Annotated in this window: 15 protein-coding genes; 6 read left to right on the top strand and 9 right to left on the bottom strand. The window is 30.6% G+C overall.

Annotated features, from left to right (window positions below; genetic code table 11):
• Positions 1-48: 48 nt before the first annotated feature.
• Positions 49-348: a DUF6520 family protein gene (locus GJV77_RS10595; RefSeq protein WP_155036330.1), complete on the top strand. Its 300-nt coding sequence runs from the start codon at positions 49-51 to the stop codon at positions 346-348.
• Positions 349-390: 42 nt separating this feature from the next.
• On the opposite strand, the gene GJV77_RS10590 is transcribed toward GJV77_RS10595, so the two are convergent.
• The 3 genes from GJV77_RS10590 to GJV77_RS10580 are packed head-to-tail and all read right to left on the bottom strand — an operon-like array spanning position 391 to position 7,352.
• Positions 391-2,904, bottom strand: coding sequence for an alpha/beta hydrolase family protein (locus GJV77_RS10590; protein WP_162521607.1), 2,514 nt, complete (start codon positions 2,902-2,904; stop codon positions 391-393).
• Between the two features lies 1 nt (position 2,905).
• Positions 2,906-4,291, bottom strand: a complete 1,386-nt coding sequence (locus GJV77_RS10585) for a RagB/SusD family nutrient uptake outer membrane protein (RefSeq protein WP_155036328.1) — start codon at positions 4,289-4,291, stop codon at positions 2,906-2,908.
• A gap of 10 nt (positions 4,292-4,301) precedes the next feature.
• Positions 4,302-7,352: a SusC/RagA family TonB-linked outer membrane protein gene (locus tag GJV77_RS10580; protein WP_155036327.1), complete on the bottom strand. Its 3,051-nt coding sequence runs from the start codon at positions 7,350-7,352 to the stop codon at positions 4,302-4,304.
• 1,193 nt (positions 7,353-8,545) lie between these two features.
• On the opposite strand from GJV77_RS10580, the gene GJV77_RS10575 reads away from it, so the two are divergent.
• Complete coding sequence (locus GJV77_RS10575) at positions 8,546-8,836, top strand: helix-turn-helix domain-containing protein (protein ID WP_155036326.1); 291 nt, start codon at positions 8,546-8,548, stop codon at positions 8,834-8,836.
• A gap of 68 nt (positions 8,837-8,904) precedes the next feature.
• Here the strand turns inward: GJV77_RS10575 and GJV77_RS10570 are convergent, their stop codons facing one another.
• The 3 genes from GJV77_RS10570 to GJV77_RS15015 form a co-directional block, all read right to left on the bottom strand.
• Positions 8,905-11,667, bottom strand: a complete 2,763-nt coding sequence (locus tag GJV77_RS10570; protein WP_155036325.1) for an AAA domain-containing protein — start codon at positions 11,665-11,667, stop codon at positions 8,905-8,907.
• Positions 11,668-11,801: 134 nt separating this feature from the next.
• Positions 11,802-12,095 carry a hypothetical protein gene (locus tag GJV77_RS10565; protein WP_155036324.1) on the bottom strand — a complete coding sequence of 98 codons (294 nt, stop codon included), beginning with the start codon at positions 12,093-12,095 and terminating at the stop codon, positions 11,802-11,804.
• 152 nt (positions 12,096-12,247) lie between these two features.
• Positions 12,248-12,379 carry a hypothetical protein gene (locus GJV77_RS15015; protein WP_010249841.1) on the bottom strand — a complete coding sequence of 44 codons (132 nt, stop codon included), beginning with the start codon at positions 12,377-12,379 and terminating at the stop codon, positions 12,248-12,250.
• Positions 12,380-12,607: 228 nt separating this feature from the next.
• Here GJV77_RS15015 and GJV77_RS10560 point away from each other — a divergent pair, with 228 nt between their 5' ends.
• The 3 genes from GJV77_RS10560 (at position 12,608) to GJV77_RS10550 (ending at position 16,394) form a co-directional block, all read left to right on the top strand.
• Complete coding sequence (locus GJV77_RS10560) at positions 12,608-12,904, top strand: helix-turn-helix domain-containing protein (RefSeq protein ID WP_155036323.1); 297 nt, start codon at positions 12,608-12,610, stop codon at positions 12,902-12,904.
• A gap of 101 nt (positions 12,905-13,005) precedes the next feature.
• A complete protein-coding gene (locus GJV77_RS10555; RefSeq protein ID WP_155036322.1) occupies positions 13,006-14,319 on the top strand; it encodes a DUF3945 domain-containing protein in 1,314 nt (437 codons plus the stop codon).
• A gap of 11 nt (positions 14,320-14,330) precedes the next feature.
• On the top strand, positions 14,331-16,394 hold the full coding sequence (locus tag GJV77_RS10550) for a type IA DNA topoisomerase (protein WP_155036321.1): 2,064 nt from the start codon (positions 14,331-14,333) through the stop codon (positions 16,392-16,394).
• 57 nt (positions 16,395-16,451) lie between these two features.
• Here the strand turns inward: GJV77_RS10550 and GJV77_RS10545 are convergent, their stop codons facing one another.
• The 3 genes from GJV77_RS10545 to mobC all read right to left on the bottom strand — a co-directional run bounded on the left by GJV77_RS10545 (position 16,452) and on the right by mobC (position 19,763).
• Complete coding sequence (locus GJV77_RS10545) at positions 16,452-17,039, bottom strand: GNAT family N-acetyltransferase (protein WP_205012528.1); 588 nt, start codon at positions 17,037-17,039, stop codon at positions 16,452-16,454.
• Positions 17,040-17,088: 49 nt separating this feature from the next.
• Entirely contained in the window at positions 17,089-17,559 is a 471-nt protein-coding gene (locus GJV77_RS10540; RefSeq protein ID WP_155036320.1) for a JAB domain-containing protein, read from the bottom strand.
• Positions 17,560-17,759: 200 nt separating this feature from the next.
• Positions 17,760-19,763 (bottom strand): conjugal transfer protein MobC, encoded by a 2,004-nt coding sequence (gene mobC / locus GJV77_RS10535; protein WP_155036319.1) that lies wholly within the window; start codon positions 19,761-19,763, stop codon positions 17,760-17,762.
• Positions 19,764-19,914: 151 nt separating this feature from the next.
• Here mobC and GJV77_RS10530 point away from each other — a divergent pair, with 151 nt between their 5' ends.
• Positions 19,915-21,642, top strand: a complete 1,728-nt coding sequence (locus GJV77_RS10530) for a DUF6035 family protein (RefSeq protein WP_155036318.1) — start codon at positions 19,915-19,917, stop codon at positions 21,640-21,642.
• The last annotated feature ends 41 nt before the right edge of the window (positions 21,643-21,683 follow it).

The raw sequence follows: 21,683 nt of genomic DNA, 5'->3' as shown, positions 1-21,683 counted from the left end.
TTTAGCTCAACCTTTAAAAATAGCTACTAACCATTAAATTTTAAAGTAATGAAAAAGTTTTTTAAAACAGCAGGTTTGCCAATCGCGGTATTTGCACTTGCTATTAGCGCGGCATTTGCCACAAATGCAATAAACAACAATGAAAGGTTAACAGATCCAATTTATCCAAAACCTTATTATTACCATGATTTACTCTCTCAGGAGTGTGTTATGATAAATGATAACAATCTTAATTGTACAGAAGTGAATTCTGGTTTAGGGCTTTGTTCTTGGGGAGTAAACGATGTCTTTGGACTTGAGGAAGGAGGAACTGCTTGTACAATTCAGTTGTACAAACCACGAGATTAATTTAAAAAAATAAGGGTGCTAAGATAAGTAGCACCCTTATAGTTATAAGCCGTTATTAATCCAATCAATGTCTTTTTTATCTTTCAAAAAGTAATCATACCACTCAAAAGTTCTTCTAAGTATATCAATGCTTTCTTGTTTATTTTTTTTAAAGATATTTGCATCAAGGACATGATTAATGTTCTTGTAAAAAAGAGCAATTACAGGTTTGTTATATCGCTGTAAAGCTACGTAGAAATGTCTAGTTTGTTCCCATGGTACATTAATGTCCTTCATACCCGCCCACAGTAGAATAGGAGTTTGAAGATCCTGAGCATATAGAATAGGGGAGTTGTCTAAGAATTTTTTCGGGTCTTGTCCAAAACTTTTATTAAGATACCATTGATGATTTTCCACTCTTGAATAATTAGGCTTTCTTAGATGATAATTATACGAATAATTAAACATTATTAAATCATATACTCCAGATGACGAAACAACACACGAATATTTATTAGTGTGTGTTGCAATAAAAGAAGCTTTATAAGCACCGAATGAGTGACCTTTTAATCCTATTTTGTAGGGATTTATAGTCTTTTCGATACTCAAAATACTATCTACAGCTAGATTAACTTGATTTAAAGAGGAAATTCCTGTTCCTTGATCATCTGTATAAGTATCAGGTAGAAGAACAAAATATCCTTGCTCATTTAATAGACTAATGTTAAGTCCATTATCGGTGTATAGTTTTGGAATATCAAAAATGTTTGCATCCTTTTTTTGTATGTCATAAATATGTACGACCATTGGATAAGAGAGGTTTGGATCATAGTTTTTTGGATAATAAAGAGTTGAAGTTAGCTTAAAACCTTTTGAATCCTTAAGTGTTATTTGCTTTTGTTTTCTCCAATTATATAGATGAGTTGGAATATAATTATCAACTATTTTTGTAGTAGTAGTTGATTCAAAATAATATAACTCTGGTGGGATATTATAGTTTTCTTGAGTAAATAAAACTTTTTTTAAATTATTGGTATAAATAAGAGATAAAGGATTAATTCTGTTACTTGTTTGATTTACTATAGTTTTTATTACACCCTTTTTATAAATTAAGAGCGATGTTTTGTTGTCGATATCATTAAAGAAAAACAGCAAAGGTATGTTTTGCTTTATATAGGTTATAGGGCCACTTCTATGTGAGTTTTTAATACTTAGCCTACCTTGATTATCAAATGAAGTTAATGATTTAATAGTTTTATGTTTTAAATTGTACTGATAAATGGCTTTATCAGTAGTAAGAATAATTGATGAGGAATCTTCTGTCCAGTATGTTGAAGAATCTTCATTACAATCTATATCAAGTTGGTTTTTTTCAAAAGTTTGAGTATTTAAAATCTCCCATTTTCCATTGGTTTGATAAATTAAATGTTTGTAATCTAGAGATGGATTTAGTTTATTATAAGAATTGGCGTCAATCTCAAAGGATATGGTGCTTGATGAATCTAGCTTTTTTAAAACATATTGTTTTTTGGGATATGAAACCGTGTAATCAAAGTATTTGAAAGGTTTCTCACTTAATATAGCGTTTGTAATAGGAAATGTTATTACTGAAAGTGAATCATCTATATTTACACTATCTAATACCCTTTTTTTAGTTCTATAAATAAAAAGTTTATTGATCGTTTGGAATGTCGGTATGTAATTTAAATTTTTTAAATGTAAATCATTAGCATTAGCATTCCAGATATCTACAAAATCTGCTTGTGTGTTAATAACGCTATCTGTTTTAATTTTATAAGAGAATAAAATATCATTGTTATTATAGAACACCGTATTTTCATTTACAATTTTAGAACTGTCTACAGAAAGCAAAATCTCTTCAATTGTATGATTATTGAAATCAATTAATTCAAACTTAGCGGAATTTACTTTCAATAAGAGTTCTGATTGATCTTGATTCCAAACTGGATTGTAAAGATCGGCTGTAACTTGGCCAATGTGTAATTTTTTAAGGTTATTTAGTTCTAGTGATTCTAATTGATGTGTATTTTTAATTTGATACAGTAGTTTTTGTTTGTTAGGACTAATGATATAATTATCAATATTTTGAATTTGAGTTATAGTATTCCTTTTATTTTGAATAAATTGATCTATTGTAAGAAGCCCCTCATTATCTAGTGTAATTAATATATCGAAATCATTAATTATGGTATGTTTTTTTATATTAGTTATGGAGTCTGTTTTTTCGATGTTATTCAGATCAATAATGCTTAGACATTTACCTTTTTGCAAAATAGCTTTAAAGTCATTAATAAATTCTAAGGGGAGGATGTTATTTAGTATAGAATAGTTTTCTGAGATTAAAAATTTATTTCTATTTGTAGTATTTAAGATATAAATTTTGTTTTTATTTACATCATCGGGGTTATATAAACTGTAACCAATCCATTGACCAGATTTAGATATGGAAGTTGCTTGCAAATTTAACCAGCGCTGATCAATAGATATACTATCATTGGTTGCAAATGCATCCAATGATAGTACTAGTATTGTTAATAATATAAGTAAGTTTTTCATTTTAATAACCATAGTTTTGAGGTAGTAAATTAGGGTTAAGCAATAGTTCACTCTCAGGGTAAGGAAAAAGAATATTTACATCACTCCAGTTTGGTTTTGTAAGAGATAATTCAGAAAGTCTATCGTTTCTTTTTAAATCAAAAAAACGATGACCGAATTCACAAAAGAATTCTTTGTTGCTTTCTTGAAGCATAATTGTTACAAGTTCTTGCGTATCTACTATAGTACCGATTAAAGGTAATGCAGCTCTTGATCTAATAAGATTGATCTGTTCGATTGCGCGATCGTTTTTTCCTTGATACATTAAGGCTTCACTTAAGGTGAAGTAAGCTTGTTCAAGACGGAAGACAATAGAATATTCATCTGTATTATTTTCTTTATTTTTATATTTAAAACAGTAAGGATATATTTTATTGTCTTTGCTAAATTCTCCAATCCAATGAGTTTTTCTTAAATCATTGGTCTCAAAGCTGTGAAATAATTTTTCTGAAATAGTTAAAGAAGAGTTGACAAGATTTTCTATAATATAGGTGCTAGCTTCTTTAGTTGGTAGATAAACCTTAGAGTTGTCAATCAGTGATGAATTAAATTGCCATAGCGTACTTTTGGCCTGTTTCTTAAAAACTGATTTTATATCTAACTCTATATTATACTGTGTGTTATTTATTACTTTTTGGGCAAATTCTTCAGCTAAATTATATTTTTTTTGTAGTAAATAATTTTGAGCTAATACTAATTCAGCAACTGCTTTATTGGGATATACTCTGTCAAGTGTTCTATATTGATAGGTTAAATAATCAAGCGATTCTTTTAAATCCTTTTCTATTTCAAGAAGTACTTGCTCATAAGCTAGTTTATTTGTTTTACTATTTGTTTTATAATCTGTCGATTTAATATAAGGAATCTCTCCAAATAGTTGGGTAAGATATTGATAATATAGAGCTCTAAGAAACAAAGCTTCTCCTATAAAAACACTTTTTGTTTGTTCTGTAAGATGCTCTGATTTATTTAGGCCTTCTAAAAAAGCATTAATCGCATAAAGGTCTCGATAGGCAAACATCCAGTAATCTTTAACAGGCGTAACACTTGCAGATAGTGCATTTTGATAAAATATGTTGTTTTTATCAATAGGTTCTAATTCATCTGTATAAAGACTAAAATCACAGCCTACGCCGTTAATCCCTCCTCGAAATAAAGGATTTTCTTTAGCATTGAAGTATATATTTGATAAGGCTGCTTTAACCGTTGTTATATCTTTAAATACATCTTCAGTATTGATTTGATTGTCAGGAAGATCAATTTCAATTAGTTTTTCGCAAGAGTTTAAAAAAAAGGTCAATGAAACTACCAAGCAAGTAGTGTATATATTTAATAAGAAAGTTTTCATAGTTTAAAAATTAAAAGGTTATTTGAGCACCAAAGGCATATGTTTTCAAAGGAGGAGAAAAACCTAATAGAACAAATTCAGGGTCAAGTCCATAGTAGTTAGTATGAGTCCATAGGTTTTGACCTTGTATGTAGATTTTTACAGAATCAATTCCTTTATTAGGTAAATTAAAATTATAAGAAACTGATACGTTTTTAAGTCTAATAAAAGACGCATCACTGATGGTTCGATCACTTTCAATATATCTGTTATAAAGATTCATAAGCGAAGAATCTGTTCCACTTGATGCATAAGTATACTTTGCATGTATATTGTCTTTAGACCATCTATCAAGCATTTGGATAGGTAAGTTAGTTTGAAGATCTCCTATATACTTGTATAAAGCATCATAGTTATAGTTTTGTTGCTTAACAAAATGAAATAAGAAGTCCAATGATAAGTTTTTATAGGTAATAGTATTTTGAAGACCACCATGAAAGGTAATACCTATTTCTTTTGTGATTTGTTTATCATCTGCTGTTAGATGTCCGTCTTGATTATAATCAGTGAATTCATACAGCCCTGATTGAGGATTAACTCCTTCTAGATGATATAACTTGACGATATTAATTGATTTACCTAAGACATACTTGTTTTTGTAGGTAGAATCTTCTAGATCTTTAAATCTTTTTAGTTTGTTCTTAGGAAATGAAATATTAAAATTTGTTTGCCAGTTCCAATCTTTTGAGTCGATATTGTTTGTGTTTAGAGTAAACTCCCATCCATTATTTACAACTGTTGCAGGGAAATTACTTGTGATTGAGGCAAAACCAGTTGTCCAAGGTAGAGAATACCCAACTAATTGGTTTGAAGATTTATTATTATAGTATTGTAAACTAGCATTAATTTTATTGTGTAAGAAAGTTAAATCAAGAGCTAACTCAAATTTTGTTGTTTTCTCCCAACCAAAATCAGCATTAAGCAATCTAGAAGGGTATAACCCTGTAATTTCATCGTATTTTCCCTTATTAACAGTGTAAGTATCTAAATATTGATAATCTCCAATATTATCACTACCAGTTATACCATAACTAGATCTAATTTTTGCTAAGTTCAGCCATGGTAGATGGCGTAAGTAGTTCTCTTCTGAAAATACCCAAGCTACTCCGAAAGCTCCAAAATTTCCAAATTTGTTATTGTATCCAAATCGTGAGGATCCATCTCTTCGTCCTGTTAAATTGACAATATATTTACTGTCAAAGTTATAATTGATGCGAGTAAAAACTGCAGCATATTTGTATTGAGAATTTGTCAGATTGTCAATAGTTTTTACTTTAGCAGCTTCAATGTTTTTAATTAAGGCATTAGAACTAAAATTACTTCCTGTAATTTTAAATGAGTTGTTTTGCTGATTTTCAAAGGTTGAACCAATTAGCATAATCAAAGAATGCTTATTCCATTTTTTTTGCCAATTTAATTGTGGTTCAATTATATAGCTTTGGGAGTTTACAAAACCCTTTTCAGATCTTGAGCGTTCACTTGTAAATCCTAAACCAGGATTAAAAATTGTGTGAGGGCTAAGTACGTTTTCATCGAATTCAGAAGAAGTTAAACCCAAATTGACTTTAAGTGAAACTTCAGAAGTTAGATTGTAATCAAAGTTAGCATTGAGTGATAATGATTTAGTTTGATTGTTATAGGTTTTATCTAGTTGAGCCAAAGGATTTGCGAAAGTCCCATCTTGCCAATTCAGACTTCCATCTTCTTTGTATAGAGCAGGGGCATTAGGTGCTAGATTAAGAGCTGTTTTTGTAAAATCTACAGCAGGTAAATTGTTCTTTTGTAAAGCATAATTTACTCCTATATTGGCTCTTAATTTACTGTCTAATCCTAGATGATTAATATTGAAAGAAACTGCATTTCGCTTATACCCTTTATCTGTTGGAAAAATCGTAGAGTTGTTTGTTAAACTTGTATTTAATCTAAACGAAGTAGTTTGACTCCCTCCTGATAAACCAATTAGAGTTTCATGACCTACAGCAGTATTACCAATAAGTTCTTTTTGCCAGTCAGTGTACCTATTTTTATCCCAAGTTCCATTCATATCATATGCATTAACTGGGTAATCTGTTATACCATCGTTTATAAAAGCTTCTTCTCGTAATTTATTAAACTCTTCGGTGTTTAATAAACTCATTTGATTGACAGCTTTGCTAAAGGAGGTAGATGAACTTATAACTAATTGAGTAGTTGATTTAGATGCTTTTTTTGTTGTAATCAAGATAACCCCATTTGCACCTCTAGAACCATATATGGCTGTGGCATCAGCATCTTTTAGAATCTCTATACTCTCTATATCATTGGGGTTGATAGAATTTAATGGAGATATCTTTGTATTTAATATTCCTGCAGATAAAAAACCATTTAAGTATTGAGATACAATAGGTACTCCATCAATAATATATAAAGGTTCGTTACCATCAAAGGACAAACTATTCTTGCCTCGAATTTGTATTTCAAACCCACCACCAGGAGTACCAGAATACTGAGTAATACTAACCCCAGCCATTCTACCTTGCAAGGCCTGAAGTGGATTCACAACCGGCTGAAACTCGATATCCTTCGCTGTCACTCTTGCAATACTTCCAGTTCGTTCTCGGTCTTTTACCGTGTAGTATCCAGCATTAACTACAATTTCGTCAAGTGTTGTAGTATCCTCAAGTAGCTCAATATTTAAAACGGCTCCCATACTACTTGAGTACACTATGGATCGCTCTTTGTAGCCGAGCATTGAAAACGTAATCCGATCTCCAACAGTTACATCGATTGAATATTTTCCATCAAGATCAGTGGCTACAGTTTTGTTCCCAACCGATACGATCACTCCACCAAGAACACCTTGAGCGTCTTTTACGGTTCCTGAGAGTTTTATAATTCCTTTTTGCTGCTTATCTTGTAAGAAGTAAGAAGCATTAAAAAACAAATGATTATCATTTGATACGGCATAAGTTGGATAGCCAATTAAAAGGCTAACAAGCATAGCTATCCTATAACCACAAGTGGTCAAAATTTGAGTTTTCATAATTTTATAATTGATTTTGATACAACAAGCCTTTAAATCATCAAGATTCATATTGCCGTAGTACTTTGATCAGCCAGTTGCACCAAAAGGTTAGTTAATGGGTAATTTGTAATAGATAATAAAAAACTATCTCCTTCACTCTAAGCACGTCTCCCAAAATGCAAAAGAGCAAGGAGATAGCCATGGACTTTTAGCATGGCTCAAAACTCCCTTTAAGCCACACAATGTTTTGTGAGTTTTTGTGCTTACTACTGGCTGACGTCTACATTATAACCAACCTAGATATACCAAGATAGTAAGCGGTTTTTTCCATAATAAAATAGTTTTAAGTGTGATTAATAATTAACAATAGAACAGTAGGAAAGTCTTATTTCATAGCATTTTTCCCTTACTAACTAATTAATATTGCCCTATAATCGAATGGATGAATGAATTATATAGATGTGAATTAAAAGGCAATAGATATCCTGTACGCATCCAAAAACTGTTTTTAGACCTAGCGCAAAATGTGTTATAACTCTAACTAAATAGGTAATAGGGTAGCCATCCAACATCGAACAAGTCATGCTAGATACAACTACAACAATGTGATTTAGTTAAACTAAAATTTAATCATAGGCTAAATGTGAGTTTAGTTACTAATTTGTTGTTTAATAAAATGTAATAATTGATAAATTCTCGAATAGAACATTCGATAAGTCCATTAAGGATAGATAAGGTATTGCAAGCATTCATAAAATAACGAACACTAAACAAATCCACCTTTGTTTTAAAACCTCTATATACCAAATTGGGAGACGGTATAGTTTAGAAGTCTGTAGTATGTTTAATATAAAGCGAAACTTAAGTATTTCAATAAAGTGAGAAGTAAATGACAAGCCTATATAAAATAAGTTGGCATGGGTACTCACATTATCCAAATCGAGGTACTGGCATACCGTGCAACGAATAAGTGAGCCCATGCCTAGGTCATGGGCTAAGTTACTTATTTTCTCGTTGCTAAATTGAAAAGTGCCAGTTTTCGATAAGAGAAATAAATAAGCTTTAGCTTATATTTTATATGTCATCAAGACTCATTTAGTGCTAAAAATGTATAATTACATAATTGACATTAATAGACCAAATATAGGTAAAATAAAACTTTGTGACAAATATGTCAATGTAAAAAATGACAAATATGTCATTTTTGATATATGAAAGATACAGAAGATAAATATTTAGAAGCTATTATCAATAATTTTATTGCGTTAATAACGGAAAAGAATATTGATGTTGCTGCTATTGCAGCAGCAGCTAATTTAGACCGTAAACAAGTATATAGATTTATTAATCGAGAAAATGTTCCAGAACTCACAACTTTTTTAAGAATAGTTTTAGCTACAGGATATACTCCTAGTGATGTTTTCAATTTTAGCTTTAATTTCAAGGAATATATGAAGTCAGCAGGTATTCAAAAAATTGTTCATAAAGGAGAAAAAAATTAAGAAGTGAAGAGGTATATCTAAAAAACAGATACCATAGATTATTTTTCAATACTCTATAGTTTATAGAGTCAAATTCGCATAGCTATTTTTAGTTTTTCAATAATTCTTTTTTCTTCACTATGACTATTAGTCGATAATCTTATTATTGATAGACCAATTGTTTTTAGAATTTTGTCTTTCTTCTTATCTCGTTCTTTTTGTATTAAATTTTCATGGAACGAAACGCCATCTACTTCTATGGCTAGAACAGGACTTTTATCAATTTTGTTGAAGAGAAGAAAATCAAGTTTAGAATCTCTCATAATAAATTTTGTTTCCTCGTCATCAAATAAATTAATATTAGAAACAAGATCTTTAAGACGATATTCTCTCACCATATCGATTACTTCAAAATCCTTATTTACCAGTATTTTATTTTTTAGTAAATGATGAATAATTTTCTCCGCAGGAGATCCTTGAATATGTTTATTCGATGAAATAAATGATGAATACTTTTTATTATATTCTTTATATAGCAGATCAAAAACAGAACAAATTTCTCCTTTAATAATGGTTTCTTTTGGATCGGTTGTATAGCAAATATAGCGTATTAAATCACCAATATTTGTACCATGAGGGAGGTCCATGGTAGCAGGTTTTACAATAATAAATTCTTTAATAGCCCTTGAAACAGCTACATTTATTAAGTTTGGATTATCTATAAATGGGATAATTTTATTTTTAACCGTATTGAAAATAATTACTTCTTTTTCTCTTCCTTGAAATTTGTGTATTGTATCAGCTTCTACGCCACATTTTAGTTGTTTCTGAAGCAATGTCACATGATCTCTATACGGTGAAACAATACCAATTTTACCAAAATCTGAATAGTTTTTTTGGATATATAGGTTAGTTTCATCTATTTGTCTCTGGTTCGAATTCTCCCATTCTCCTGATATATTTGTTTCAATAATCCTAAAAGGATGATTTTTATTATGAGTCATAACGATAAGTTCATCGTTATAATATTTTTTATTACAAAATCCAATGATAGTTGGATGGCATCGATAATGTTCCTTTAATAAAATCGATTGTATTTTACTTTTAAATAAACTTTTTAATGAGTTTAAGATATTGTAGTTGATATAGTCATAGGCAGGTAGAATTGCATATTGTTTCTGGAGGCCTTCGACTATTTGTTCACTTTTATTATCAACAATATGAGTTAATTGCATGCTATCTCCAACAATGATTGCATTTCGACAGCACGAAAAGCATACTGCTGATTTTATTATATCTACTTGAGAGGCTTCATCAATAATTAGATAATCCAATAGATAACCTTTTGGAATACTTGTGTGAAGTGAAAGAGTTGAACTTAAAATAATAGGATAACGTTCAATAAAATCATTAAAATGTTTGAGATAGTTATTAGATGTAAAGGCAATTTGGTCTAGATGATTGTATTTGTTAGATAAGAAGTTGTTGAAGATAATTTTAGAAGAATCTATAAAAGAATTAAGATTTTCTGTTTCATTATTTGAAGTTAGCCAATTTTCTATAGCCAAAATGTTCTGTTCTAATTTTACTATATATAATTCATAAAATTTATGATTTATATAAATAGGTAAAAAAGTACGATATTGATGAAAGTTTTTTAAATCTATAAAACCAAATTGTAAAACAAGACGTAACTTATTATAAAATGAAAGCTTACTACTAAAATCCGTAGTTGACAATAGATTTTTCATTTTTAGAGTTTGATCACAATTCCATTTTCTATAAAACTTCTTATCTAGTTGCTCTTTCACACTACAATCAAGGGGTTGTTCATTTCTGACGTGAGAGAATTCAATGGTAACTTCAGATAATCTTGATCTTAAAATAGCTAATTCATTTCGATATTTAAAACAAGTAGTAATTACTGAATCTAATTCTCGAATGTTTTTATTAGCTTTTTCTAGTTGATTTTTAGAACTTTTTAAATTACCATTGACAGTCTGTTTATCTATGGCATTAAAGAAAGAGCTTTTGTTTTCTTTATTTCCAAGTGTAGCCATGAGAAAATCATAACCATAATTTTGTAACTTGTCTTGTATGTTAAATATCGCTGAATTATTATTTGATACTATTCCAATAGTTTTCCCTTGTATAATTAAATTTGCTATGATATTTAAGATTGTTTGTGTTTTACCTGTACCTGGAGGACCTTCAATAATGGTCATGCTGTTGCTAAGACTCGTCTGAACGGCTAGCTTCTGACTTTGGTTACAACCAAAAGGGTATATTAATTTTTTTTTATCAATCTCAATAGTAGGGTTGTAACCATTGAGATACTTGGTCAACGCTGATCTAGAATCTAGTATATCAATAGAATTAAAAGCATGTTGCAATATATTAGAACTGATGTGTTGAGGACTATCATTTCCTTTATCGTTAATAGGAACATCGAATGAAGTTTCTATAGATTGTGTTACGATGTCTTTGAAGTAATCTATGATAGGCTTTATATGTTCTGAATTTTGAACTGAAGGACAAATTTCAATATTTGTATCATTTTTAATTGGATTAGAACTATCCTTATCTTTTGTGAAAATAAAATAGTCTCCATAATAATGCACAGTATCATATTTAGTATTTAATATACCTTTTTGATATATCCTAACATTAGCTTGGGTAGATAATAAGGGTAGGTATTGTACTTTATCGATACCATATTTATAAGTTTTACCATTTCTAAATGTAATTTGATATTTATCCTCAATACATACAGCAGAGGTTACATCACTTTTGTATTCAAACAGTAAGGAGGTTTTATTTTTTAAGAATACTATAAATTGCTTACTTTCCAATTTGATCTATTTATTGTTAAAGTACATTAACAAAGTTACAAATTAAGAATCATTTAGTAAAGTTTATAAAAATACGAATCGTTATAATTAAAAAGATATTTCAAAAAAAAATAGTGAGTTAGTTTCTTTTTATACTATTCCACTGAAAGAATATTATTTTCCATTTCTATCCTTTTCTTTTTATCCTCAATTCTTTCTTTTTCCAGATAATGAATATAAAATAAGAATAGACTAAAAAGAATTAATGCGTAAGCAAGCCATTTACCAATGCGTTCAATAAAACGTATAAATAGAGAAGCTTCAAAGCTTGAGAAACCTTCTAAACCCGCTACATTTCTTCTGTAAAACTTTCTTCTATTAATCCAATATATAAGTCCAACTCCAAGGAGTAAGAATAAAATCGATAATATTAGTATAAAAGTAGCCATATGAATTTAATTTATGTAAATCAATTGATAATGAGTTGATTGCTAATTTAGGAAAATTTAATTAAGCAACCATCCCCTTAAATTGAAGTATAAAAAATATAAGTATTACAAAAAAAGCACTGCTTGACAAAACAGTGCTTTTTTAATTGCTATTAATCACCTTTCTTATGTTTATGAGGCTTAAGTGAAGGTGTATTTCCAGGAGTATCTTTATTGTCTCTCTGACGTCTGTCAGGTTTACCTGTTGAAATAGCAATTCTTTTTGGTCCAGGTTTGATTCCCATAACGTAATAAGTTTAAAAAGAATTAATTACTGCTAATTTATCTAAAAAATAGCTATTCGAAAATACTGTGTTGCTAATATTTATAGCAAAATAATTTGTTTTGATTTTAGATTTCATTACTAATTAATAATCCACCCATTGGCAGAGCTTGGCAGATTTATCTTGCCAAGCTTTGTTCTTTTGTAATGTTAGCTAACAAATTTAATTAACTCATTAAATTCTAACATTATGAATATAGATCGCACAGAATTCCTTTTATGGATGGAGCGTATTATGACGCGCTTTGATCACTTGTCAGAACATATAAAAGACCTCCCTATAAAAACTCAAACTATAGACGGAGAGGAGCTTTTAGACAGCCAAGATGTAATGGCACTTTTTAAAATAAGCCCTCGTTCCTTACAACGTTACCGCTCAGACGGTAGACTTCCTTATTATACAATTAGTGGTAAACTCTACTACAAACGTTCTGATGTCAATCAGTTTATCAGAGAATGTTTTAAACATCCTGTACGCAAGAAGTAAATAGCAGCTAAAAGCCAAGAGTAACCTTTAAAGCGCGCTAGTTAATGATCAGGAACTCTTGGCTTTAGTTTTAAGTTTTTAATCATTTAAAACTAGGTATTATGAGTACAGAAACCACTGAAAGACAAGTAGAGTACGATGTGCTTCTTGTCAATGACAAAACAAAAAACAAGATTCAAGTAGTTAAAGGACTGGATAAAGAAGGTAAACTTGAAACAGTACCACCAACTAAAAAGAATCAAAATCAATTTTTAAAAGTAGATCGTAACGGAGATTTCTTTTCCAACTTCTTTTCTAATTTTTTCAGTCAACTTAAAAACCCAACTCAGTTTACTTTTTTTAGAGTTCCAGAGCTATTGACTATCAAGATGGCTAATCAAATGCAAAAAGAACTCAATCAAACAGGACCTACCCATGAGCTGTTTTTAAAACATCAGATAACAGAAGTTGGTAACGAGCCAAAGAAAGAAAGCAAAGTAGCTGAACCTACGAAAGAAGAGGGACAGTATCGTTCTAATAAGTTTGATATTAAAGACATTGATTGGGATTCTTTAGCAAGGCTTGGGCTTTCAAAAGAAAAATTGCAAGAAATGGATTTATTAGAACCACTATTACAAGGTTATAAAACCAAGGATTTGGTGGCTGTAAATTTAGACTTAGGATCAGCGGTATTTTCTTTGGATGCAAGACTGTCTTTACAGAAAAACGAAGAAGGTAAGGTGGTTATGGCACTAGAAGGAGTAAAGAAATACCCAAATCTAAATGTACCGCTTTATGGTCATGAGTTTTCAAAGCAGGATAAACACAACCTTTTAAAAACAGGGAATATGGGTAGGGTAGTGGATCTTGTTCATCCAACTACTAAGGAAATGATTCCATCGGTTGTGAGCGTAGATAGACTAACCAATAACCTTGTTGTGACAAGAGTTGAGAAAATGCAATTACCTAAGGAAGTAAAAGGAATTGTACTTAGTGAAGAGCAACTCCAAACTTTAAAAGAGGGTAAACCGCTTCTTGTAGAAGGAATGACCTCAGCTAAAGGAAATCTATTTAATGCAGAGATTCAGTTTAACGCTGCTAAAGGTCATATTGAGTTTTTGTTTGACAATACCAATAAACAAAGTCAAGCTCAAACACAAAACCAATCTCAACTCTCTGATGATTTAAAAACTTTTAGAGGTAAAGAACTTACTGAAAAACAGCAAAGCGATTTACTAGAAGGTAAACCTATTTACATCAAAGATCTGTTGGATAAAAGAGGAAATACGTATCAAGGCTATGTGACTTATAACAAAGAAACTAAGCAAGCAGACTTCTCGTTTCAAAACCCAAACAAAGAACAGCAGTCAAAAGCGCAATCACAATCAGAAAAACAAGCGGATGAGACTAAAAAAATAAAAGGACGTAAAATGTAAAGCTATAGACTATGATTGTAATTCTTGCAGAAAAACCAAGTGTAGCTAGGGAGATAGCTACGCTTGTTGGAGCCAAAACAAAAAAGGATGGCTTTATAGAAGGAAATGGCTATTGTGTTACTTGGGCAATTGGTCACTTAGTATCACTGGCTATGCCCGAGGATTATGGATTTCAAGGTTTTAAAAGAGAAGCTTTGCCTATTTTACCAAGGTCTTATTTATTGCTTCCAAGAAAGATAAAAAAAGCAAACAAATACACTTCTGATCCAGGAGCTTTAAAACAGCTTAAAGTCATTGATAAACTCTTTAAAACGTGCTCAGAGATTATTGTAGCTACAGATGCAGGTAGGGAAGGAGAGCTTATATTTCGCTATATCTACCAGTATTTAAACTGTGATAAACCATTTAAAAGGTTGTGGATAAGTTCACTTACTGAAAAAGCTATTAAAGAGGGCTTACAAAATCTTAAAGAAGGAAGCGCTTTTGATGGACTTTTTAGAGCAGGTCACAGTAGAAGTAGAGCGGACTGGCTTGTTGGTATAAACGCCTCTCAAGCGCTTACCGTTTCAATGAATGATTCAGTGTATTCCCTTGGTAGAGTACAAACACCAACGCTGAGTCTTATTTGTAAACGGTATTTAGAGAACACGTCTTTTAAAAAGAAACTCTATTATCAAATTGAGCTTGTCCATCAAAAAGAAGGTATATTATTTAAGTCTCTTTCAACTGATAAATGGAAGGATAAACAAAAAGCAGAACAAGCTTTAAAACTAATTGAAAAACAAAGTGAGGTTAAAATACAAAAAGTAGAAACCAAAACAATAAGAGAAGAGTCCCCACTTCTTTTTGATTTAACCTCACTTCAAAAAAGAGCCAATGAACTATTTGGATTTTCAGCAGATGAGACACTCAGCATTGCTCAAAGTTTGTATGAAAAGAAGTTTATTACGTATCCAAGAACTTCGAGTAAATACATTCCCGAGGATCTATGGGCTGAGGTTCCTAGTTTATTAAAGGTTCTCTCTGATGATAATAGGTATAGTAATCTGCTTCTAAAACTAAAGATGACAAGGCTTAATAAGAAGATAGTAAATGATGTAAAGGTTACGGATCATCATGGACTATTAACTACAGACAGACTTCCTTCAGCGATTAATGCTAAAGAAGAGAGTATTTATCATCTAATTGCTCAAAGAGTATGGGAAAGTGTATTTGAACCTTGTGTAAAAATGCAAACAGAGGTAACTCTAAATGTTTTGGATTATGAGTTTAGTTTTAAGTCTTCTTCAATAGTAGAACTTAGATGGAGAGAGATAAGAAAGGAGTTATCGAATACTGATGAGGTAGTAATAGATTTACCTGATTTACAACAAGGCGATAACCTAAAAATTAAGGAAGTTAAAACTCTTGAAAAATCAACAAGACCAAAAGCATTGTATACAGAAAGTACACTTCTTTCTGCTATGGAAAACGCATCTAAAGAAGTCGAAGACAAGGCACTTCAGAGTATTATCAAAGATGTTGGGATAGGAACAGCAGCTACAAGAGCTTCTATTATTGAAACGCTTTTAAAAAGGGATTATATTACAAGAAAAGCCAAGTCACTTGTTCCAACTGAGAAAGGACTCAAAGTATATGAAATAGTCAAGGATAAACTTATATCCGATGTACTTCTAACAGCTAAATGGGAATCTGCTTTTAAAGATATTGAAGAGAATAAAACCAATATGGAAGACTTTCATAGACAGATAGAGGATTATACCACAGAGATTACTAACGAACTGTTAGCCATTAAACAAAATAACAACGCAGATCATTTATCTTGCCCCAAGTGTAAACAGCATACACTTCAATTAAGAGAAAAGGTAGTGAAATGTTTGTATACTGATTGTAATTGGGTATTATTTAGAGAGGTATGTGGAGTTAAACTATCCATTGATGATATCACTGACCTAATGCAACAAAGCAAAACCAAACTGTTAAAGGGATTGACAAGTAAAGCAGGGAAGAAGTTCGATACTTATCTTATTCTAAAAGAAGATTGTACTACTGGGTTTGAGTTTAAAAACAAGTAATAACAAATAAAAGAAACCGTTATCTGAATTTGGCTAACGGTTTCTTTTTATTATAAATCAAAGTTTTTCAATATAATGAATAGGGTATAAATCCCAATACTTTTGATAAATCCTATCATTTTGCTTATCAAAGTTTAGCTGGTACATTCTAAAGGTGACTTCTATGTTTTTAGGTTGCCATAGTTCTTTGTAAGTGTATTTGTATTGCATTCCTATGTTTTGCATTACTTTTCCACTTCCTCCATTATTTATATCATGTGTTGCTGTAATATAAGGAATATCAGTTTGTTTTAATTTGTCTATGATTGCTAAACAGGCTTCAGTACAAATTCCTTTTCCCCAGAAATCCTTTCTTAATCCATATCCTAAATCATGACTATCATCAGCACTGATATTTACATATCCAATAGGAATATTGTCATTCTTTAAGCAGATAGCTAAGTGCAATCCTTGTTGTTTTGAATACTTATCAAGATATTTTTCTTTTAGATATAGTTTAGCTTCATCGATATTTTCTAATGTAAACATAGGTAGAAACTTATTAACTTCTTTATCACCTAAAATTAGAAATAAATCACTCACATCTTCATCTGTGAAATGTCTTAAAATTAATTGCTCTGTCTCTATAAAATTTATTCTATTCACTCTACTCTTGTTTTAGTTTGACATAAAGATATAATAAAAGATAAAAGCGTCATAAGACGCCTTGATCTGCAAAAGAGTAATAACCTTCAGAAGTTATTATTAAATGATCTAAAAGAGCAATATCAAGTATTTGACTTGCTTGTTTAATCTTTTGTGTGATTTGCCTATCTGCATCACTTGGTTGTAATTTCCCTGAAGGGTGATTATGTACTAAGATAAAAGCAGTTGCTTTTGCTTTTAGTAAAGCTGCAAATATCAATCGAAGATCTACTACTGTTCCAGTAATACCACCTGATGATATTTCAAGTACTCCAAGTACTCTATTATTGTTCGAAAGCATAAGAACTTTAAATTGTTCTAAAAGTTCAATTTTATTTTCATCCCATGCTTTTAAAGCTATTTCAAAAGCAGAGTAAGAAGAGTCTATTCTTGGTCTTTCAGATGCTTTAACTTTAGATTTGTAGATTAGTTCTATCTCTGATGCCACTAACCAATTGTTGTTTAAAACTGTAGATTCCATAATATTATATTTTTAAATTAATTATGGAGCAGCTACAGGTAATGCTTAAGCAAGCTCAAAAAGCAACGCAATAAAGCGTAGACAAGGTCAAGCATTTATGGGGGAATTTTTTGAAAGCGAACCGCGGAATATTACCTAGCTTAGTGAGATAATTGATAAAAAATAAAAACACTACTAGCTTAAAGAACTAAAAGATAAGACTACTTCTTCTTATTAATCAAATGAGCCAATTCAGGATCGTTTTCAATGCGTTTTAACTCTGATTCAATTATTGACTCCACATCCAGTTTAACTTGTCTGTAATTCGCTTGAATCGTTTCATCTAAAATATTATTACCATGAGCATCTAAGAAAGAAGTTATCTGTGGTATCTTTTGATAGGCTTTCATTTCTTTAGCCACCTTTTCATTATCAACTACAATCTCTGAGTGAAATATCTTTTGCTCTATACGCTGTTCAAAATTATCAGAAACAGCCCCAACAAACATTCCTTGCGTGAGTGTGGAGATTTTGGAAGCAGGGATGAGGGTATCAAGCTGGGTAGAGAAGGAGGTAGAACGGTCGTTTCTATTAATGGATATACTTTGACGTTTTTGAAGGATTTTACCAAAGCGTTCTGATAAGGCTTTAGCTGTATCTCCAACGACTTGACCAGAGAAGATATTACCAACTGTGTTTTGAATTACCTTACTTTCTTTGTCTCCATAGTCTCTATTAAGCTGTGAGAAGTCCTGAAGCCCTAAACACACCGCTACTTTATTACTACGAGCTGTGGCAATAAGATTATCAAGTCCTCTAAAGTAGATCGTAGGTAATTCATCAATAATAACGGAACTTTTAAGTTGTCCTTTTTTATTGATTAGTTTTACAATACGTGAGTTATAAAGCCCAAGAGCCGCAGAGTAAATGTTTTGACGATCTGGGTTGTTACCTACACATAGTATTTTAGGTTCTTTTGGGTTATTAATATCCAGAGTAAAATCATCTCCTGTCATCACCCAGTATAGTGATGGAGATATCATACGAGACAGTGGTATTTTAGCAGAAGCTATTTGGCCTTGTAATTGGTCTTGTGCTCCTCCTTCCCAAGCGTCCATAAAAGGAGAGAGGTAGTTCTCTAAATCAGAGTAGGAGGTAAGAATTGTAAATACATCAGAATATTTTTTATTAAGTAATTCAATAGCATGAGGAAATGTACAATACTTTCCATTTTGATAAATCTTCAAAAACCAAATAATAGCTGCTAAGAGTATGATTGGAGATTCTACAAAAAAGTCACCTTGTTTTTGTATCCACGAGCGGTTAAGGTTAAGCATGATAGTATAGGCTGATTCATAGGCATCTGATATATCTGTCATAAATGATGGATTAATTGGATTACAACGATGACTGCGACTTGGGTCATCAAAGTTTATTACGTAGAACTTTGGAGCAATAGCGTATTTGTTTTTGTGTAAAAGCAAATGATTATAAGCGATGGTTGAAAGATCATCAAACTTAAAATCATAGATATACATGGAAAATCCCTTTTCAATTTGTTGTTTAATAAAGTTATTCACCACAGCATAGGATTTACCAGAACCAGGAGTACCAAGAACAATTGTTGCTCTAAAAGGATTAACAATGTTTATCCAAGCATTGTTCCATCTCCCTTTGTAATAGAACCTTGAGGGAAGGTTAACAGAATATTCATTTTCAATAAGGCGAGTCTCTTGCATAAAACTTTCGTTCTCGAAGTTGAACACGTCTTGCATAAGGTTGTCGTTTAAGAGCCTACTAATCCAAGCACCGGATACCAAAAGTAAGATATAACCTAAAAAGGTACTTGCCATATACAGTATAGTACTCCAAGAATATCCAAAATCAAGTAAAAAGAAATTGAAAAAAAACAGACTAAAACCAACTGTAAAAACACCTAAGATTTTAGAGACTGTTATCTTTTCATGTTTTACGCCTTTGCCTCCCCACAGGCTTAAAGAGAGTAAAACCAGACAAAAGAGTTTAGTATAAAGTAAATGAGAAAACAGTCCCGCTGTTTGATTGAAGTTAATTAGTATTCTATCTACAACAGCGTGTGTTATTCCAAGGTTTAAAAAGAAAGAATAACAGTACCAGTATAAATGCATAAGCATTATTATAATGCTTACTGCTCGCATAAACGCTAGGATTTTAGCAAGAGCTTTTAAATCGTCTTCTGATTGCATAATAAATGTAATTAAGATTAACGATTTAAAGTAAAATTGTATTAAAGAAAGTACCTTGTAGTGGAATGCAGTGGTTTTGTTTGGCTACATTAGATTGATAGTTTTATTTTAATTAAATTGCTAATGTATAATATCAATAGGATGCATAAGGATGAGTAAACAGGAGAGAAGTATTGACTATGTTTATGATAATGAAGAAAAGAGAATAATAGATTTAAATGAAACTATTAAGTCTCAGAAGGATGGTTTTGAAATAAGAAATCAATATAATTCTAATATTATTAGATTTACATGTGTAGAATGTGGGCAAAATCTAGTTTGCGCAAACAGTAGTAAAGACAAAGTTTACTTTAGACATCTACCTCAAGCAACATATTGTGTGTTATGTGATTCTGAACTATTAAATCCAGACAACAATTTATTAGAAGCCTATAAAATCTCTGCAATTTGTAAAGAAAGTCCAAGGCATAAAGAATTAAAGAATAAGTTAGGTAACTTATTAATGAAAGAACCTGGTGTAGATATTAATTCTATTGATATTGATTCAAAGTTTATTTTTGGAAGTGGAGGAAAGAGAAGACCAGATGTATACTGTGAATATAAAGGATTGAAACTTGTTTTTGAAATTCAATTATCAAAATTACCCCTACACTATATTAGACATAGATATAATTTTTATAAGAATAATGGAATCTATCTAATATGGATAACAGACTTAAAAAGTCTACCTACTAATTTAGATAACTATGTGCGAGATATTAAGTTTGTATGGAGTGATCACAATCTATTTAGTATTGCAGATCATGAAGACAATAAACTTGTTTTTACATGTAATTATAAACAGTCATTTATTTATAATAATGAAGATGTGCATAGTAAATGGATAACAAAAGATATTTCATTAAGTGATTTAATTTTTAATAGTACTGAATATTACTGTTTCTATTTTTCTTTTAATCTTGATTTTAATAAAAAGCAGAAAGAGCTTGTGGTAATTAAACAAAACATAGAAAGCCAAAAGCATGAGAAAGATAGAAAATTAAAAAAAGAAGCAGCAGTACAAAGAATTCAGAAATTATTAGGTAAAATAAAAACATATAAAATCAAAGGTTGGAATTTTTATGCTCTAAAAAAAGAGGTAGATAATTTTAGTTATCTTGAGATTGATGTACTAAAGTCTGCTGTAGACTTGAATAAAACAATAGATGGAATACCTATGTTTTTATTCTATATAAAACAATATCAATTCGGTAAAGAAGAAAGAGAAAGCTCAATGAATATAGTTGAGTTTTTACTTATAACGACAAATTTTGATTTTGATATAAACCTAAAAGATAACTTAGGAAAGGGAATAATGGATTACATCTATAATAATGAGTATTTATTAAAAAGGCTTTATAAGGTTGAAAAATCTATTTTCTATCGTGGTTACCAACCTACTGAACAAGATAAAGATTTATTGATTTTAAAAGGGGGAAAATTTTGGGATTCAAAGTATTATGAATGGATGTATTATTCTAATTTTAGTAAATTAGAGGAGTTAGATAAAGTACGAAATATACTTAGTTTTCTTTTATTCGTTGAATCTTCAAAAAGAATGCAAATAATTGGAAAGAATCTTAATAACTGGGTTCAGTATTTGATACTAGTATTAAATCAAAACAAGAGCCTTCATCATTATTTTTCATATGTATTAAATAAAACAGAATTAGGTGCTGCATTAGAAAAAGTAGATAAAAAGAGAACAATAGTAAATAAGCTTAATAGTTTAGTTGACGAAGAAACAGATACAACATATTATAATATTCTTGTAAAAGTATATCCTGATATTTTTGGGGATTACATAACTTCCAAATTAAACCTTTCAAGGTCATTTTAAAGAGGTTTGTTTAAGAGTTTCTTATTTTGACAAGAATCAAG

The organism is Myroides pelagicus (assembly GCF_009711055.1).
GTDB classification, from domain to species: domain Bacteria; phylum Bacteroidota; class Bacteroidia; order Flavobacteriales; family Flavobacteriaceae; genus Flavobacterium; species Flavobacterium pelagicum.
The sequence above is the reverse complement of the archived record's forward strand: the minus strand, read 5'-3'. Positions and strand labels throughout refer to the sequence as shown.

What these genes read in the sequence shown, in the direction of transcription:
- GJV77_RS10565 (WP_155036324.1), bottom strand. Translation starts at nt 12,095, where the DNA reads ATGGCTACTTTTATACTAATATTATCGATTTTATTCTTACTCCTTGGA.
- GJV77_RS10585 (WP_155036328.1), bottom strand. Translation starts at nt 4,291, where the DNA reads ATGAAAACTTTCTTATTAAATATATACACTACTTGCTTGGTAGTTTCA.
- mobC (WP_155036319.1), bottom strand. Translation starts at nt 19,763, where the DNA reads ATGCAATCAGAAGACGATTTAAAAGCTCTTGCTAAAATCCTAGCGTTT.
- GJV77_RS15015 (WP_010249841.1), bottom strand. Translation starts at nt 12,379, where the DNA reads ATGGGAATCAAACCTGGACCAAAAAGAATTGCTATTTCAACAGGTAAA.
- GJV77_RS10575 (WP_155036326.1), top strand. Translation starts at nt 8,546, where the DNA reads ATGAAAGATACAGAAGATAAATATTTAGAAGCTATTATCAATAATTTT.
- GJV77_RS10580 (WP_155036327.1), bottom strand. Translation starts at nt 7,352, where the DNA reads ATGAAAACTCAAATTTTGACCACTTGTGGTTATAGGATAGCTATGCTT.
- GJV77_RS10530 (WP_155036318.1), top strand. Translation starts at nt 19,915, where the DNA reads ATGAGTAAACAGGAGAGAAGTATTGACTATGTTTATGATAATGAAGAA.
- GJV77_RS10555 (WP_155036322.1), top strand. Translation starts at nt 13,006, where the DNA reads ATGAGTACAGAAACCACTGAAAGACAAGTAGAGTACGATGTGCTTCTT.
- GJV77_RS10595 (WP_155036330.1), top strand. Translation starts at nt 49, where the DNA reads ATGAAAAAGTTTTTTAAAACAGCAGGTTTGCCAATCGCGGTATTTGCA.
- GJV77_RS10550 (WP_155036321.1), top strand. Translation starts at nt 14,331, where the DNA reads ATGATTGTAATTCTTGCAGAAAAACCAAGTGTAGCTAGGGAGATAGCT.
- GJV77_RS10540 (WP_155036320.1), bottom strand. Translation starts at nt 17,559, where the DNA reads ATGGAATCTACAGTTTTAAACAACAATTGGTTAGTGGCATCAGAGATA.
- GJV77_RS10560 (WP_155036323.1), top strand. Translation starts at nt 12,608, where the DNA reads ATGAATATAGATCGCACAGAATTCCTTTTATGGATGGAGCGTATTATG.
- GJV77_RS10590 (WP_162521607.1), bottom strand. Translation starts at nt 2,904, where the DNA reads ATGAAAAACTTACTTATATTATTAACAATACTAGTACTATCATTGGAT.